Source organism: Methylobacterium sp. OAE515, from assembly GCF_041806315.1.
GTDB classification, from domain to species: domain Bacteria; phylum Pseudomonadota; class Alphaproteobacteria; order Rhizobiales; family Beijerinckiaceae; genus Methylobacterium; species Methylobacterium tardum.
In genome coordinates this window covers 1,148,198-1,164,641 of record NZ_JBGMUV010000001.1, presented here as the reverse complement: position 1 = coordinate 1,164,641, position 16,444 = coordinate 1,148,198, and the positions used below count along the sequence as shown (strand labels likewise).

15 protein-coding genes are annotated in these 16,444 nt (G+C 72.0%); 6 read left to right on the top strand and 9 right to left on the bottom strand.

Going from position 1 to position 16,444, the window contains the following annotated elements; translation table 11 throughout:
* Positions 1-193: 193 nt before the first annotated feature.
* Positions 194-475, top strand: a complete 282-nt coding sequence (locus tag ABIE45_RS05640; protein WP_192709595.1) for a hypothetical protein — start codon at positions 194-196, stop codon at positions 473-475.
* A gap of 168 nt (positions 476-643) precedes the next feature.
* On the opposite strand, the gene ABIE45_RS05635 is transcribed toward ABIE45_RS05640, so the two are convergent.
* The 8 genes from ABIE45_RS05635 to chpT form a co-directional block, all read right to left on the bottom strand.
* Entirely contained in the window at positions 644-1,672 is a 1,029-nt protein-coding gene (locus tag ABIE45_RS05635) for an asparaginase (protein WP_192709596.1), read from the bottom strand.
* 186 nt (positions 1,673-1,858) lie between these two features.
* A complete protein-coding gene (locus tag ABIE45_RS05630) occupies positions 1,859-2,488 on the bottom strand; it encodes a hypothetical protein (RefSeq protein WP_192709597.1) in 630 nt (209 codons plus the stop codon).
* Between the two features lie 364 nt (positions 2,489-2,852).
* Positions 2,853-3,719 carry a protein-glutamate O-methyltransferase CheR gene (locus ABIE45_RS05625; protein WP_192709598.1) on the bottom strand — a complete coding sequence of 289 codons (867 nt, stop codon included), beginning with the start codon at positions 3,717-3,719 and terminating at the stop codon, positions 2,853-2,855.
* Positions 3,716-4,918 carry a chemotaxis-specific protein-glutamate methyltransferase CheB gene (cheB, locus tag ABIE45_RS05620; RefSeq protein WP_192709599.1) on the bottom strand — a complete coding sequence of 401 codons (1,203 nt, stop codon included), beginning with the start codon at positions 4,916-4,918 and terminating at the stop codon, positions 3,716-3,718. The genes ABIE45_RS05625 and cheB overlap by 4 nt, the downstream gene beginning before the upstream one ends.
* Positions 4,919-4,973: 55 nt before the next feature.
* Positions 4,974-5,366 (bottom strand): response regulator, encoded by a 393-nt coding sequence (locus ABIE45_RS05615; RefSeq protein WP_192709600.1) that lies wholly within the window; start codon positions 5,364-5,366, stop codon positions 4,974-4,976.
* Positions 5,367-5,376: 10 nt separating this feature from the next.
* A complete protein-coding gene (locus ABIE45_RS05610) occupies positions 5,377-5,874 on the bottom strand; it encodes a chemotaxis protein CheW (protein WP_192709601.1) in 498 nt (165 codons plus the stop codon).
* 63 nt (positions 5,875-5,937) lie between these two features.
* Entirely contained in the window at positions 5,938-8,679 is a 2,742-nt protein-coding gene (locus tag ABIE45_RS05605; protein WP_192709602.1) for a chemotaxis protein CheW, read from the bottom strand.
* A gap of 103 nt (positions 8,680-8,782) precedes the next feature.
* Positions 8,783-9,493, bottom strand: a complete 711-nt coding sequence (gene chpT, locus ABIE45_RS05600) for a histidine phosphotransferase ChpT (RefSeq protein WP_192709603.1) — start codon at positions 9,491-9,493, stop codon at positions 8,783-8,785.
* 407 nt (positions 9,494-9,900) lie between these two features.
* Between chpT and ABIE45_RS05595 the strand changes: the two genes are divergently transcribed.
* Complete coding sequence (locus tag ABIE45_RS05595) at positions 9,901-12,843, top strand: bifunctional [glutamine synthetase] adenylyltransferase/[glutamine synthetase]-adenylyl-L-tyrosine phosphorylase (RefSeq protein WP_192709604.1); 2,943 nt, start codon at positions 9,901-9,903, stop codon at positions 12,841-12,843.
* Between the two features lie 74 nt (positions 12,844-12,917).
* Entirely contained in the window at positions 12,918-13,799 is an 882-nt protein-coding gene (locus ABIE45_RS05590; protein ID WP_192709605.1) for a 3'(2'),5'-bisphosphate nucleotidase CysQ, read from the top strand.
* On the opposite strand, the gene ABIE45_RS05585 is transcribed toward ABIE45_RS05590, so the two are convergent.
* A complete protein-coding gene (locus tag ABIE45_RS05585) occupies positions 13,780-14,307 on the bottom strand; it encodes a YHS domain-containing (seleno)protein (protein ID WP_192709606.1) in 528 nt (175 codons plus the stop codon). The two genes, ABIE45_RS05590 and ABIE45_RS05585, sit on opposite strands and share 20 nt — an antisense overlap.
* A 160-nt stretch (positions 14,308-14,467) precedes the next feature.
* On the opposite strand from ABIE45_RS05585, the gene ABIE45_RS05580 reads away from it, so the two are divergent.
* From ABIE45_RS05580 to ABIE45_RS05570, 3 genes are all read left to right on the top strand, one after another.
* Positions 14,468-15,088: a DUF1134 domain-containing protein gene (locus ABIE45_RS05580; protein WP_192709607.1), complete on the top strand. Its 621-nt coding sequence runs from the start codon at positions 14,468-14,470 to the stop codon at positions 15,086-15,088.
* Between the two features lie 107 nt (positions 15,089-15,195).
* Positions 15,196-15,912 carry a hypothetical protein gene (locus tag ABIE45_RS05575; RefSeq protein WP_373622190.1) on the top strand — a complete coding sequence of 239 codons (717 nt, stop codon included), beginning with the start codon at positions 15,196-15,198 and terminating at the stop codon, positions 15,910-15,912.
* A 145-nt stretch (positions 15,913-16,057) separates the two neighbouring features.
* Positions 16,058-16,360: a 3',5'-cyclic-nucleotide phosphodiesterase gene (locus ABIE45_RS05570; RefSeq protein WP_192709608.1), complete on the top strand. Its 303-nt coding sequence runs from the start codon at positions 16,058-16,060 to the stop codon at positions 16,358-16,360.
* Positions 16,361-16,444 lie beyond the last annotated feature (84 nt).

Sequence of the window (16,444 nt, the reverse complement as noted above, 5' to 3'; positions counted from 1 at the left end):
ACGGCCTGACCGGTTTCGAGTTCTGAGCGGGCGAGGCTGACCGGGCCGACGAACACGGCGCGGCCAGCCTCCGCGCCGGCCCAACGCGAGGCGCGGCGGCACGCGGCCGGCCGCCGCCACCGATCCGCGCAGGCCAGCTTCAGGAAGGCCAAGGGCGCTAAGCCGCTCATCCCGGAGGAAGAGCCAGACTGCCATGTCCCAGATCATCGTCCCGCAGCAGCCCCAGGACCCGGTCGCCGGTCTGGTGGGCGCACAGATCGACGCATTGCTGGCGGAGCTGCATCGGAAACGGGCCGAGCTCACGGAACAGAGGACAGGCCTGGATCGCCGCGGGCCGACCGGCGATGCCCGGATCGACAGGCTCAACGTCGAACTCGGCGTGCAGATCAGCGACGGCTTGGCGACCATCAACCAGCTCATCGAGCAGGTCGAGACGTTCGCCATCGACATGACGCGGGACCTGCCGGCGGCGTGAACCCGGCTGACGGGTCCCCATGGGAGGTCCAGGAAACCGCGTTGTGCGTGTCCGCATCGGGCTCCGGCCTCTGCCGGCACCGACGCCGCCGAGGGATGAGCCGATGCGCGCCCGGTCAGGCTCGGTGCCGCGCCCATGCGTGGCTGGCCGCGCTTCGCGGGCCGCGCCTCAGTAGGTCGCGAACAGGCGCGCCACCGCGTCCGGCTCGTGGGTGACGGTCAGCGCCAGCGCGAGCAGGATCCGGGCCTTCTGCGGCGTGAGGTTGTCGGCGCTGAGGATGCCGCGGCTGCGCAAGCGGGTGGTGAGGGGCACCACGCCGCTCCCGGCCCGGGTCGACATCACCACCACGATCCCGTCGGCGGCGGCCGCCTCCAGGGCCTCGGCCTCGGCAGGCGGGGTCATGCCCGGGGCGAGCCCGGCCGAGACGAGGCCGCGGGCGCCTGCCGCCAGGAACGCCCGCACCGCGGTGCCGTCGGCATCGGCGTAGCCGTAGGCGATGTCGACCCGCGGCAGCGCCGGACGGTCACGAATGTCGAACGGCGTGCCCGGAGCGGTCGCGCGCTCGGAGCGGCGATAGTAGCGGACGGTGTCACCGTCCACGTGGCCGAGCACGCCGAAATCCGGGGTCCGGAAGGTCTGAAGGCGCGCCACCGAGGTCTTGGTGACCTCGCGGGCCGCCTGGATCTCGTCGTTGAGCACCACGAGGACGCCGCGCCCGCGGGATTCCGGTGCCGCCGCCGTGCGCACGGCGGCCACGAGGTTGAGCTTGGCATCGGTGGAGAGCGCGCTCATGGGCCGCTGCGAGCCCACCAGCACCACCGGCAGATCGACCGTCAGGGTCAGGCTGAGGGCGTAGGCGGTCTCTTCCAGGGTGGCGGTGCCGTGCCCGATCACGATCCCGGCGAGGTCCGGGTGCTCGTCTGCGAGGCGCGCGCACAGCCGGACGAGGTCGCGCCACTCGGCAAAGCCGATCGCCGGGCTCGGGACCGCGCGGAACGGGACCGGGACCACGGACGCCACCGTCGCCAGCTCGGGGACGGCGTCCAGGATTGCACCGGCTTCGAGGCGCCGATCGGTGGCGGTGTAGTCGAGGATGTCGAGGGCATCGCGCCCCAGCGACGAGATCGTCCCGCCGGTTCCAATGAACGCGACCTTGGGCAATCCGGCCCCGTGCCCTGCTGCCAGTCCTGCCGCCATTGCCGTGCCTCCCGGCCATCCTCGGCCGCGCGAATGCGATGGCGCCGTGATGCCCCGTCGCGCCGCGAGGGTCGACCCCGCCCGGCGCATTCGGGCGATGCGCCGGGTGACGGATCGAGACGCTCGGGGCCTCGGCCACGCGCGCACCGCGTCCCGCTGGCTCCTTCGGCGGGACGCGTGCCGGCCTCAGCTCTGGAAGTCGAACAGCAGGGCCGAGATATTGGTGCTGGCGTTGGTGCCGCTCGCCCCGTAGCCCACGCTGCCCGACTGGCCGCTCTGAAGCTGCTGGATGAAGGTGGAGAGCAGGTCGTTCGTCGACGTTGTGCCGGACCCGCTCCCGGAATCCGACGACGTTCCGTTCATGGAGCCGGATGCGGAGCCGCCCGGCGGCGGCCCGGGCGGTGGCCCCGGAGGCGGGCCGCCGACGCCCGAAAGGCCGCCGTCATCCGACGTGGCGTCGGAGGTCTGCGTGCTCTGGCCGTGGCTGGAGAACAGGTTCTTCAGCTCGGTGGCCTGGTCGCTGGTCAGCGTGCCGCTGCTGACCTGATCGGAGATCAGGCTGTCGATCCGGTCCTTCATGGAGGACGGATCGAGCTTCGCCTGGGGCGTGCTGTTGCTCGAGGCGGTCCGATCCGCCGACAGACTCGAATCGATCGACGACAGGGCGTTCGTCAATGCGGTGGCGTCAGTGCCGCTCAGTGTCCCGGCCGACAGCTCGCTGCTGATCGTGTCGGACATCTGCGTCTTGGGGTTGTTCTGGGAGGACCATCGCGGTGCGGAGAGCTGCGATGTCGTGGTCGATGAGACGGTACTCATGAAGGCGCTCGTGGCACGGATCTGCCGGAATCGCCCGGCGGCGGGTCCGTGTGCAAATTACCCACGCGCTTCTTAAGGCCGCGTTTCACTCGGGCTCTGGATCCGATGTGCCGATGCAGATCTCGTCCTGCACCCTGTCCGGTCGATCGGATCTCAGGCCCGGCCCGATGACCCGGGGACCTCCTCCGTGGGACTTGCCGAGGCGTCACGACGCCGAGAATCGGCAGTCTCGACGCGCCCGCCGTTGCGAGCGCAGCAATCCAGGCAGCGCCACACCTCGCGGCGTCGCGCAACCCTGGGCCACTGCGCTCCGCGCGATGCCGGCGCGGCCCGCGTCAGCCGAAGGCGTCAATCGCGCGCCGGGTCAGACACCCGCGGCCACGCGCAGCGGCGGCATCATCTCGGCTTGGCGCGCCGCGGGGGCGGCGTGACTGTAGAGACCGCGATGCTTCGGATGCGGGGCCAGCCGGTCGGTCAGGCCGATCACCGTCTCCGCCGCGCCGAGCAGGAGCGCGCCGTCGGGCGCCAACTGGGCGGCGAGCCGCGCCAGCACGTCCGATTTCGTCGGGGCGTCGAAGTAGATCAGCACGTTGCGGCAGTAGATCACGTCGAACTGGCCGAGGGACGCGAAGCTGTGCAGCAGATTGAGCTGGCGGTAATCGACCATGCTGCGCAGGCTCTGGGCGATCTGCCACTGCTCCCCGACCTGGGTGAAGTACTTGATCAGCCACTGCACCGGCAGGCCGCGCTGGACCTCGAAATGGCTGTACAGTCCGAGCTTCGCCTTCTCGATCACCTCGGTGGACAGGTCGGTCGCCACGATCTCGACCTGCCAGCCGGCGAGCCGGGGCGCCGCCTCCTGCAGGAGCATGGCGAGCGAGTAGGGCTCCTGCCCGGTGGAGGATGCCGCGCACCAGATCCGCAGCTTGCGCCGGCTGGCATTGCGCGCCAGGGCCTCCGGCAGGAGCGTGTCGCGGAATAGGTCGAACGGCATCCGGTCGCGGAAGAAGAAGGTCTCGTTCGTGGTCATCGCCTCGACCACGGCCCGCTCGATCGCGCCGTTCTGGCCGAGCTTGAGGGCCCCGATCAGGTCGCCGAGGCTGGCGAGGCCGAAGCGGCGGCAGACGGGGGTCAGCCGGCTCTCCACGAGGTAGCGCTTCTCGGGCGTCAGCGCGAGGCCGGAGCGCTGCTTGAGGAAGCTGCGCAGGTATTCGAATTCGAGCTCGGTCATGCCGGTTGCCCCGTGATCAGGGCGCGCAGCGCCGTGGCGAGTTCGGGCAGCGGCAGCACGGCCTCGGCGAGGCCTGCCCGCGCGACGCTGCCCGGCATCCCCCAGACGGTGCTGGTGGCCTCGTCCTGGGCGAGCACCGGGCCGCCGGCCTCGGTGAGAGCTCGGGCGCCGTTGGTGCCGTCGGATCCCATACCGGTCAGGATGACGGTCGCGGTGGCCGCGCCGAACACGACCGCGGCGTCCTTGAACAGCACGTCGACCGCGGGGCGGCAGAAATTCACCGGCGGCCCGTCCGTGAGCTTGATGATCGGCCCACTCGGCCCCGCCGCGAGGCCCATGTGGCGGCCGCCCGGGGCCACGTAGATCCGGCCCGGCTCGACCCGCTCGTCGGCCTTGCCCTCGGCGGCCGGGAGGCCGGTGCGGGTCGACAGGTGCTCGGCGAACACCGCCGTGAAGATCGGCGGCATGTGCTGAACGATCAGCACCGGCAGGCGGCGGAGCGCGGCCGCCCCGATCCCCTCCAGCATCTCGCCCACCGCCCGCGGACCGCCCGTGGAGGAGCCGATCAGCAGGGCGCGGGGCTGGGTCCGGTTGCGCACCTTCGGCCGCAGGGTGAAGGGCGTCGCGGGCCGCGCCGCGGCCGGCGCCGGGTGGTGGGCCGCCGGCGCAGAGGCGGGCGCCGCGGCGGGCGCCGCCGGGATTCCCGCAGGGGACGGGCGCCGGGTCCGGGCCCGGGCGGAGCCGAAGACGCGGACGCGCTCGATCAGCTCGGCCCGGAACGTGTCCGAGGTGGTGACGCCGCGGCTGCTCTCGGGCTTGGCGATGTAGTCGACCGCGCCGAGGGCGAGGCATTTCAGCGAGATGTCGGCGTTGCGCGTCGTCAGGGTCGACATCATGACGACCTGCACGCTCGGGCTCATGGCGAGCATGCGCGGCAGCGCCGTGGTGCCGTCGAGCTCCGGCATCTCGATGTCGAGCAGGACCACGTCCGGATCGTGCTTGGCCATGAGCTCCAGAGCGATCCGGCCGTTCGAGGCCGTGGCGACGAGCTCGAATCCGGCCTCGCCGATCCAGCGGGCGACGAGGCCGCGCACCACGGCGGAATCGTCGGCCACCAGCACGCGGATCGCCGAGGCCGACGCTGTCGTGCTGGGCGTGGATGGGGTGCGAAGCGGAGCGACCGCGGGACTCAGGGCCATGATGCTTGCCTCGGGTACTCAGTCGCGGATGCGGAAACGCAGATTGGGCGTACGGTCAGGCCGCGTCGGCGACGAGGCCGACCTGCTCGAGCTTGGCCGTCAGGATGTCGCGGTCGAAGGGCTTCATGATGTACTCGTCGGCCCCCGCCCGGAGGGCGCGGGCGATCGCCCCGACGTCGTTCTCGGTCGTGCAGAACAGGACCTTCGGCGCTGCGCCGCCCTCGCTCTGACGCAGGGCCTGGAGGAACGCGTAGCCGTCCATGTTCGGCATGTTCCAATCGAGCAGGATCACGTCCGGCATGCTCGCCGCGCAGGCTTCGAGGGCGGCACTCCCGTCCTCGGCCTCGCTGACGTTGATTCCGAGATCCTCGATGATCCGCCGGGCAACCTTCCGGATCACCGCGGAATCGTCCACCACCAGGCAGGTGATCTCGTGCGGCGCCTTCATGATCGTCTCCTCAAGCCGCCTTGGCGCCGGCGGCCGTGAAGCCCAGGAGCGCGTCCACGTCGAGGATCACCAGGAGGCGCCCGTCGAGGCGGTGCACGCAGGTGGCGAGGTCGCGGAAGCGCGGATCGAGGTTGATCGGCACGGCCTCGCGGCTGTCGGCACCGAGCTTGAGCACCTCGCCGACGCCGTCGACCACGAGCGCGAAGGTCTCGCCGGCCTGCTCCAGGCCGATCGCCATCTTCGGGCTGGCCTTGGCGCCGTCGGCCTCCGCCTCGGGCAGCCCGAGGCGCCGGCGCAGGCTCATGGCCGTGACCACGCGGCCGCGCAAGTTGAGGAGGCCGACGATCTCGGCCGGAGCCAGGGGCACCGGCGTCACCCCTGAGGGAACGAACACGTCGTGGACGCGCTCGATCGCCAGCCCGAACAGGGTCTCGCCGACATAGACCGTGACGAAGTCATCGGTGGCACCGGTCTCGGTGCTGGTGGCGTTGGCGTTGGCAGCCTGCATCGGAACTCTCCGGATTCGGTCGTCTCGATCGTGTCGATCGTCTAGGGGCTGGCGGCGCGGGGATCAGGCGGCCTTCGCCACCGTCCCGGCGCCGATCTCGGCGAGCGCCGCGATCAGTCCGCTGCGGTCGAACTTCGCCACGAGGTCGTTGATCGCCAGGGTCCGGGCCCGCTCCACCGCGTCGGCACCGATGGCGCCGGTGAGGCCGATCACCGGGAGGGCAGCCAGCCGGGGCTCGGCCCGGCGCATCGCCGCGACGAGGTCGAAGCCGCTGCGGCCCGGCATCTCCAGGTCGGTGACCACCACCTCGATCTTCGGATCGGCTTCGAGGGCGGCCAGCGCCGCATCCGCGCTCGCCGCCGTGACCACCTGGTAGCCCGCAGCCTTGAGCACCGGGCTCAGCATGTCGCGGAAGAAGGCCGAGTCGTCGACCAGCAGGATCGTGGAGATCTGCTCGGGCCGCTTCAGGCCGCGCGCCCAGTCGTCGTAGGCCAGCGGCAGGAAGTGGGCGATGTTGATGATGTCGGTCGCCCGGCCCCGCAGCACCGCCGAGCCGATCAGGTCCGAGCGGTCGGCCGCGATCTCGATGTCGAGGCGCTCCTCGACGATGTCGACGATCTCGTCGACCACGAGGCCCATGGCGCGCTCGCCGTCGGAGAACACCACCAGGGCCTGCGTCCCCTCCGACTTGATGGTGATCGCCGCGTCGGCCGGCACCAGGGGCATCAGGCGTCCGCGGTACTGGATCAGCGCGCGGCCGCCGAGCCACTCGACCTTGGCGCACTCGATCTCCTCGAGGCGGGTGACCAGCGACAGCGGCACCGCCTTGAAGCTGCCCTGGCCGCCCTTGAACACCAGGAGCGTGGTCTTGGTGTCGGCCATCTCGACCGCCTCGTCGGCGTCGGCATCGATGTGGCCGCCGCTGCCCTGGACGCCCTGCGCCACCTGACGGGCCACGCCGTTCGGATCGACGATCAGCACCACGGCGCCGTCGCCCAGGATCGTGTTGCCGGCGAACATCGGGATATGCCGCAGCTTCACCGACATCGGCTTCACGACGATCTCCTCCGTGTGGAAGACCTCGTCCACCAGGATGCCGAAGCGCTCGCGCCCGACCTGGGCGACCACCACGAAGCCGGCCTGCTCGGCCTCGGTGCCCGGGGTCGATTGCCCGAGCAGGCCGGTGAGCGAGACGATCGGCAGGAGCCGCTCGCGCAGGCGCAGCACCGGCGCGCCGTTGATGTGCTCGACCCGCTGCGCCCCGGCATCGACCCGCACCAGCTCCAGCACGGCCACCTGCGGCAGGGCGAAGCGGTGCTCGCCGGCCCGCACGATCAGGGCGGCGACGATGGCGAGCGTCAGCGGGATCTTGATGGTGAAGGTGGTGCCGCGGCCCGCCGTGGTGGCGATGTCGATCAGGCCGCCGATGGTCTCGATGTTGGTCTTGACCACGTCCATGCCGACGCCGCGGCCCGAGACCGAGGTCACCGCCGCCGCCGTCGAGAAGCCGGCGTGGAAGATGAACTTGGCGACCTGGGCGTCGGTCATCCGCTCGACATCGGCCTGGGAGGCGAGCCCGCGCTGCACCGCCTTCTGGCGGATCGCCGCGAGGTTCAGGCCCTTGCCGTCGTCGGCGATCTCGATCGTGATCGTGCCGCCCTCGTGGTAGGCGGCGAGCCGGATCGTGCCGCGGGCGGGCTTGCCCGCCGCGATGCGCTCAGCGGTCGATTCGAGCCCGTGATCGGCCGAGTTGCGGACCATGTGGGTCAGCGGGTCCTTGATGACCTCAAGGACCTGCCGGTCGAGCTCGGTCTCGTTGCCGACCATCACCAGGTCGATCTGCTTGCCAAGTTCCGCCGAGAGATCGCGGACCACGCGCGGCAGCTTCTGCCACGCGTTGCCGATCGGCTGCATGCGCGTCTTCATGACGCCTTCCTGCAGCTCGGCCGTGACGTGCGACAGGCGCTGCAGCGGGACCTTGTAGCTCGAATCCTCGTGCCGGCGGGCGATCTCGAGGAGCTGGTTGCGGGTCAGCACCAGCTCCGAGACCATGGTCATCAGGTGCTCGAGCGTATCGACGTTCACCCGAATCGTCTGGTTCTTGGCGGCGGCGGCCGTCTCGCCCTCGGCGCCTTCGGCCTTCTCGGCCCGGACCGGCTCGGCCTTGTCCTCGGCCTTGTCGGCCTCGACCGCGTCCGGCTTGGCAGCGTCGGCCTGGGCGGGCCCGCTCTGCGCCACCGCCTTCGGCGCCGCGCTCGCGACCGGCGCGGGGGCAGGCGGCGGGAGAGCGAAATCCGATTCGTCCGGTCCCGGCGCCGCCAGGAAGGCGGCCTCCAGGTCATCCAGGGAGACTTCGCCGGGCTTCAGCTCGCGGACCACCGGATCGGGCAGCACCGGCTCGGGTGGGGCCGCCTGCACCGGCGCCTCGGCCACCCCCTCGGCCATGCGCTCCAGGGCGGAGATGAGGTCGTCGTCCGAGCCAGACGGCTCCGTGCCGGTGGCCTCGAGGTCGGCGAGAATCGCCTTCAGCCGGTCGAGCGTCAGCAGAATCAGCGTGACCGAGTCCGAGGTGGCGGGCAGCCCGTCGCGGAACCGACCCATCAAGGTTTCCGCGGCGTGCGCCAAGGCTTCGAGCCGCGGTAGACCGAGGAATCCGCAGGTTCCCTTGATGGTATGCACCAATCGGAAGATATTCCGAAGAATAGTCTCGTTATTCGGATCCTGCTCGAACCGAACCAGTTCTGCATCGACCGTGTCGAGATGCTCCCCGCTCTCGGTCAGAAACTCGCGAAGCAGGTCGTCCATAGTCGCTACTCGTTACGCGGAGAAGGTCTCGCGCAACCTACTTACTCGCGCGGGGTTAGGGAAGCGTTTCCATCCCGGCCCCGCGCCGACGTTTTTCAGGTCTTCACGCGAGTGCCGTGTCGGAAGCCTCGCCCTCAGCAGCATCGGGCGCGTCGATCACTGTGGGTTCGGCGGTGATCGTCACTTCGTCATCCTGGATGGCGAAGCGAACAGCCATGCTGGCGGCCCGCGCCACGAGGCCGGCATAGAACGGCAGGATGCCGTGGGCGTCGACCGTCCCGCTCTCGGGGCTGCCCGCCATGAGTTCCTCGACGTGCGGGGGAATGCGGGCATGCGAGCCCTTGGCCTTGAACACGAAGGTCGGTGCCTCGCCGTCGCCGGAGACGACCACGTCGATCACGCCGCCGCGCGGGATCGCCGAGGTCGCGATCATCACGAGGTTCAGGAGCAGCTTGACCTTGTTCTTCGGGAACAGGGCCTGCGGCGCACTCCAGGTCAGCTTGGTCTTGTCGTCGGAGAACATGCCCTTGGCGACGCTCTCGGCATCGGCGAGATCGATCGAGGCGCCGGCGGACCCGGCCGCCCCGAAGGCGATCCGGGCGAATTTCAGCCGCGCCGAGGCCTGCCGGGCGCTCTTGCCGATCAGCTCCAGCGCGAAGGTGCGCATCGATTCGTCCTGGTCGTCCTCCAGGACCTCCAGCCCGTTCACGATCGCGCCGACGGGGCTGATCACGTCGTGGCAGACGCGGGAGCAGAGCAGAGCCGCGAGGTCGAGGCCGTCGAGGGTCAGGGTGGGCGAGTTCGGGGAGGACATGGCGCGCTCCGGGCGGGCGGATCTGGAATTCGGACGTCTGCGGGCCGGAACCCCGAACGGGATATCCGGTACTCGGCCGCCCGATGCGGCGATCGCGTCGCCCGAAGGGAGCCCGCACGGCCTGCAGGTCGAACCGGGGGCGACGACCGGTCCGCACGGATAGACGCCACGGCCGCCTTTGAAAAGCGTTACCGGGTGGGACGATGGGACGGGCCGGCCCCGGATTCGGGGGCCGCGCCGCGGCCGTGACGGCCGCAGCGGACAGGATCGGGGCGGATCGGGTACGATGCCCGATCCGTCGGGCCAGGGAGGATGCGCCATGAGACGTGAGACCGGCATCCGGAACAGAGCGGCCGCGGCCCGGCCGCGCCTGCCCCGCCGCGGCTTCGATCACCGCTGAGCCCCCCATGCCGCCCGCCAGCACACCGCCCGCCCCCACCCTGCGCGAGAGTCTGAGCCCCCGCCTCCGCGTCGCCGATTCGGAGGCCGCGCACGACCGGCTCGCCGAGATCGCGCCGGCCTTTCCGGCCGGCTTCCTGACACCGCCCTGCCGCGACCTGCTGCTCGGGATCGCCGATCATTCGCCGTTTCTCTGGCGGGCGATCACGCGCGCCCCGGATCGCCTCGTCGCCCTGCTGGAGCAGCCGCCGGACGCGGCCAGCCGGACGATCATCGCGCAGCAGCGCGCGGTCGGGGGCGATTGCGGCACCAATCCGGACCTCGCCGCGGTGAGCCGCCGGCTCCGCGAGAACCGAGAGGCGCACGCCCTTCTGGTCGCCCTGGCCGATCTCGGCGGCGCCTGGGACCTCGCGGCGGTGACCCAGGCCCTGTCCGACTTCGCCGACGCGTCGGTGAGCGCCGCGACCGAGGCGCTGCTCCGGCAGGGCATGGCGGCCGGGCGCTTCCGGCCGCCGGACCCGGCGGCGCCGCAGGACGGGTCGGGGCTGATCGTCCTGGGCCTCGGCAAGCTGGGCGGCGGCGAGCTGAACTACTCGAGCGACATCGACGTCGTGGTCTTCTACGAGGCCGAGTCCGCCGCGGCCGCGACCGGCGGGGACCCCAAGGCGTTCTTCGTCAAGCTCGCGCAGGGCCTGGTGAAGCTCCTCGCCGACCGGACCGCCGACGGTTACGTCCACCGGATCGACTACCGGCTGCGGCCGGATCCGGGCTCCACCGCGGTGGCGCTCTCCACCGTCTTTGCCTTCGACTACTACCAGACGCTCGGCCAGAACTGGGAGCGCGCCGCCTTCATCAAGGCCCGGCCGATCGCCGGCGACATCCCGGCCGGGGAGGCGTTCCTCGCGGAACTCGCGCCGTTCATCTGGCGGCGGCATTTCGACTTCCCGGCCATCGCCGAGATCCACGCCCTGAAGCGGCAGATCCACATGGTCCGCGGTCACGAGACCATCGCGGTCGCCGGCCACGACATCAAGATCGGCCGCGGCGGCATCCGGGAGATCGAGTTCTTCGTCCAGACGCAGCAGCTCGTCTTCGGCGGCCGCAAGCCGGCCCTGCGCGGTCGCCGCACCGTCGCGATGCTCAGCCGTCTCGTCGCGGAAGGCTGGATCGACGGCAAGGCCCGGGATGAACTGAGTGCCGCCTACGACTTCCTGCGCACCCTGGAGCACCGGATCCAGATGGTCCGGGACGAGCAGACCCAGCGCCTGCCCACCGGGGCCGAGGCGCTGACCGCCCTCGCCCTGTTCTCGGGCTTCCCCGATCTGCCGACCTTCGAGGCCGCGCTGCTCCACCATGCCGGCCGGGTGCAGGCCCATTACGCCCTGCTGTTCGAGGCGGAGGCGGACGCGGACGACACGCTGGTCTTCGGCGAGACCGAGCCGGAGCCCGCCACCCTGGCCCGGCTCGGCGCCTTCGGCTTCCGCGACCCGCAGCGCGCCTGGGAGACCGTGCAGGGCTGGCATCTCGGGCGCCGCCCGGCGCTGCGGACCGGCCGCGCGCGGGAGATCCTCGCCGAGATGCTTCCGGCCCTGCTGCGGGCGCTCGGCGGCACCGCCGACCCGGACGCGGCGCTGCTCGCCCTCGACCGGGCCTTCGCGCGGATGCCGGCGGTCGCCGAGCTGCTCGCGATCCTGCGCTCGCACGAGCGGCTGCGGCTGCTGTTCGCCGACATCCTCGGCACGGCGCCGCGCCTCGCCGACACGGTGGGCTTGAGCCCGCACGTCCTCGATACCGTGCTCGACGCGGATTTCGTGGTGCCGACCACCGATCCCGACGCGGTCCGGACCCAGTATCGGGCCCTGGTTGGACAGCCGGCGAGCCACGAGGAATTCCTCGACCGCTGCCGGGACGCCACGCGCCAGATGATCTTCGTCACCGGCGCGCGCCTCCTCTCCGGCATCCTCACCCCGCGCCAGGCCGGGGAGGCCTACACGGCGATCGCCGAGGCCACGGTGGCGCTGAGCCTGGAGGCGGAGGAACGCCGCTTCGGTCTCGATCACGGCGCGGTGCCGCGGGGGCGGTGCTGCGTCCTCGCCCTCGGCCGGCTCGGATCGCGGCAGCTCAGCGCCGAATCCGACCTCGACCTCGTGTTCCTCTACGATTTCGATCCGGAGAACCGCACCAGCGACGGCCGGCGGCCCCTCGACGCCGTGGTGGCCTACAACCGTCTGGCGCAGCGCCTGTTCGCGGCGCTCACCACCGCCACCCGGCGCGGCCGCCTCTACGCGGTCGACCTGCGGCTGCGGCCCTATGGCAGCCATAGCCCGCCGGCCGTCCAGCTCTCCGGCTTCGCCGCCTACCATCGGGACGAGGCCGAGCCCTGGGAGCACATGGCGCTCGCCCGCGCCCGGGTCGTAGCGGGCGACGCGGATCTGGGCGCGGCGGTCACGGCGGAGATCGCCCGGATCCTGGGGAAGCCGCGCGATCCCGCCAAGGTCTGTGCCGAGGCAGGCGCGATGCGGGCCCTGGTCGCCCGCGAGCGCGGCCATGCCGGCCCCTTCGACCTGAAGCTCGCGCCGGGCGCCCTGTTCGACCTCGATTTCCTGGCCCAATCCATCGTTCTGAGCCACGCGGGCGGCTGGCCAGGCTGCATCGGCCTCGGCGCGGAGGATCTGTTCGGCGGCGCCGCGGCGCGCGGCCTTCTGCCGGCGGCGACCGCCGAGCCCCTCGCCGAGACCTACGGCTTCCTCGACGCGGTCTATCAATGGCAGCGGCTCGTGATGGCGGATCCCGCCGCGGAACCGTCCGAGACCGCGTCCCGGCAGATCGCCAAGGCCGTGGGCCTGCCGGACGCGCGCAGCCTCGCGGCCGAGCTGCGCCGCCATCGGCGCCGGAGCCAGGCCCTGCTCGCGCGGATCCGGCGCTCGGTGCGGGGGCCGCGCGGTGTCTAAGGCGGGTGATCCACCCCGGAAACCGTCGACATCGGCGGCCCGCTCGGGCATTCATGGAGGTCTTGGGAGGAACCATGACGGGCGCGGCGACGATTTCGGGGCCTGAGCGCGAGCGGATTGCCGCCACGCTCGCCGAGATCGCCTGCGCGGCGGGCGAGATCCTGCGCCGCTATCATCGGGGCCCCTGCCCCCATGGCTTGAAGCCCGACGGCTCCCCGTCGAGCGCCGCCGATGTCGAGGCCGAGGATCTGATCGTCGCCGCCCTCGCCGGGCGGTTCCCGGGCATCGCGGTGGTCGCGGAGGAGCGCGCGCAGAGCGGCGCGCCCGCGGGGCGGCCGGCCGAAACCTTCTTCCTGGTCGATCCCCTGGACGGCACCCGTGACTTCCTCGCCGGGACGCCGGATTACTCGGTCAACATCGCCCTGGTGGCGGGCGAGCGCCCCGTCGCGGCGGCCCTCGCGGCACCGGGCCTCGGCCGGGTCTGGTGGGCGGGCCCGCGGACCCTCGAGGCGCCGGTGGTCGATGGGCGGCCGGGCGCGGCGCGACCCGTCCACGCGCGCCCGGTCCCGGAGGCCGGCCTGCTCGCCCTGGGCAGCCGCCGCCACGGCGATGCCGCCACCGACCTCTGCCTCGCCGCCCTGCCGGTGCTGGAGACGCGCCAAGTCGGCTCCGCCGTCAAGTTCGGCCTGATCGCCGCCGGCGAGGCGGACATCTACGTGCGCTGCGGCCCGACCATGGAGTGGGACACCGCCGCGGGCGATCACATCGTCGCGGCCGCCGGCGGCTGCGTGGTGGTGCCGGGCGGCGGCCCGATCCGCTACGGGCGGCAGGGTCCCGACCACCGCAACGGCCCGTTCGCGGCGCTCGGCGACCCGAGCCTGGCGCCCCGGCTCGCCCTTCCCGCCTGCGCAACCGGCCGGTCCGCGGTCGCGCCGCTCAGCGCGGCGCATCCCTAGGCGGCGCATCTCTAGGCGGGACGTCCTGCAGGCCGCGCAAGGCCGGCCAGGCCGCCTCCGCCTGCCGGGCGAGGTCGGGATTCGCCAGGAAGCGGCCCCGGCGCTCGGCATCGCGGAACAGGTAGAGGCGCTCGCCGATCACCGCGAAGACCAGGGGATCGGCCTCCACCAGCCGGCCCTCCAGGATCCCGGCGGCGTCGAAGCCCCCGAGCCGCGGGGCATAGGCCGCCGGCTCGTCCCGGAAGGCCTCGCGGTTGGCGCCGCTGGCGAAGCGCCAGACCTGCCCGCCCCAGGCCAGCTCGAACCGCGCCGTCCCGGCGAGCGGGCCGCCCTCCAGGAAGTAGCTGACCGGGTCGAATCCGTTGAGGGTCAGCAGCTCGATCCGCGTCCCGGTGGGCTCGGCCCGCCCCGGTGCGGGGACGGCCAAGGCGGCGATCAGCGCGATCGTGCGGGCCAACCCCCGCCTGCGCGGCGCGCCGGGTGCGGGGTCAGGACGCGTTAACCACATCTTGCGAATTCCCTCAGAAGCTGGTCCGAGTCATCCACCCGGGCCCCGGCGGGACCGAGCCCGGCCGGATGACAGCCCTGGGCCGCTGTCGGCGCGCCGGGGCAGGAGCGGCACAGGTCCATCGCACGAACCGTTAATCGAACCGGGCGAGGAGACAACGATGACGGCACGAGACGATCGCGGCACCGACCGCCGCCACCTGCTGCGCACGGGCCTCGCCCTGGCGCTCGGCACCCCGCTCGCCGGCCTCGGCAGCGCGGGCGCGGCCCTGGCGGCCGCTGGGGATCTGGACACGCCCGAGACCTTCCGGCCCGGCGAGGTCGTGGAATCCGGCCACCGCTTCTTCGGCAGCGTGTCGCGCGGGCTCGCGCTCACGGTCGAGGAGGCGGGCCGGCGCTGGGGCGAGCCGAACGGCTACATCCTCGGCCAGGAGGGCGGCGGCGCGGTCGTGGCCGGCGTCCGCTACGGCGAGGGCACGCTCTACACCCGCAATGCCGGCCAGCGGCGGATCTACTGGCAGGGCCCGTCGCTGGGCTTCGACGTCGGCGGCGACGGCGCGCGCACCATGATGCTGGTCTACAACCTGCCGAACGTCCGCGAGCTGTACCGCCGCTTCGCCGGCGTCGACGGCTCGGCCTATCTGGTCGGCGGCTTCGGCATGACCGCGGTGGTGAGCGACCGGATCATCGTGGTGCCGATCCGCAGCGGCGTCGGTGCCCGCCTCGGCATCAATGTCGGCTATCTGAAGTTCACCCGCGAACCGACCTGGAACCCGTTCTGAGGGTTCGGCAGGAGGGATCGGCAGGCCCGGATTTCACCCTTGCGGCCGACCTGGGCTAGACTGAGGACGGGCCGGGTCTTCCGGCCGGATACGCGGGCTGTTCCCTCGTGATCGAAACGGTAATGATCTTCGCGCTGGGTTTCCTGGCGGCGAGCCTGTGCGGCCTCCTGCTGCTGCCGGCCCTCAACGCGCGCGCCGCCCGGCTGGAGCGGCGGCGTGCGGAGGCACGCCTGCCCCTCTCGCCGGCCGAGATCGCCGCCGAGCGCGATTTCCTGCGCGCGCAGTTCGCCGTGCAGCAGCGCCGCCTGGAGCGCCGGGTCGAGACCGTGGAGGCGAAGCGCCAGGCCGACATGGCGGCGATCGGCGCGGGGACCATGCGGGTCGCGGCCCTCGCCCGGGACGTCGCGGCGCGCGACGCCGAGATCGCCCAGGCTCAGGCCAAGACCCGGGAACTCGAGACCGAACTGGCCGTGGCGCGCGAGGACGGGACCGCGAGCCTGGCCACGCTTCAGGCCCTGGAAGACGCCCATGCGGATCTGCTCGACAGCCTTCTGGCGCTGCGGCACCGCGCGACCCCGGCGGCCGATCAGGATGCCGGGGCACTGGCCGCCGAGCGCGACGCCCTGCGCGCGAGCCTGAAAGCGGCCGAGGAGGCCCTGGCCCTGACGGTGGCCGACCGGCAGGGCGAACCGCACGCCGGGATCGAGCGCGAGAACGCCGATCTGCGCCGGCGGATCATCGAGGTTGCCGACGCCCTCGCCGGCCCGGGCCCGATGCCGCGGGCCGCCTATCCGGTCCCGCAGCCGCAACCCGAACGGGTCTGACCGGGTTCGCATCCGGGCGCCGGGCTTCGCCACGCGGTCCGGCCCGAAAACCTGTGCGGTTGGCCTTGTTTCGACCACGCAAAGGCCCCATCGCAACCCGGACTTGTCCCACGACCTTTCTTCTCAACAGATGGTACGGATACCCATGCGCCTGAAGCCGATCATCCTCGCCGTCACGGCGGCCTGTGCCCTGACGCTGCCGGCAGCGGCGCAGCAGTCGAAGCGGGGTAACGAGACCCTGAAGAAGTACTGCACTGGCGACTATCTCACCTATTGCGGCAATCTGGCGCCTGATGATCCGGCGACCGATGCCTGCTTCCAGAAGAACTGGAAGAAGCTCAGCGAGAACTGCCGTCGCGCGATCGACGCCTACGAGGCCGAGCATGAGCAGAGCGCACCGGCCAAGGGGCGGCAGGGCTCGCAGGGCGGCCGGGAGCGTCGGGGCTGAGCATCGGACCCGGCCTGTAGCGGCGCCGCGCTCGCGCCGGAGCGCGGCAACGGCTAAGGTAACGCTCCCGCCGGCCTCCCCGTG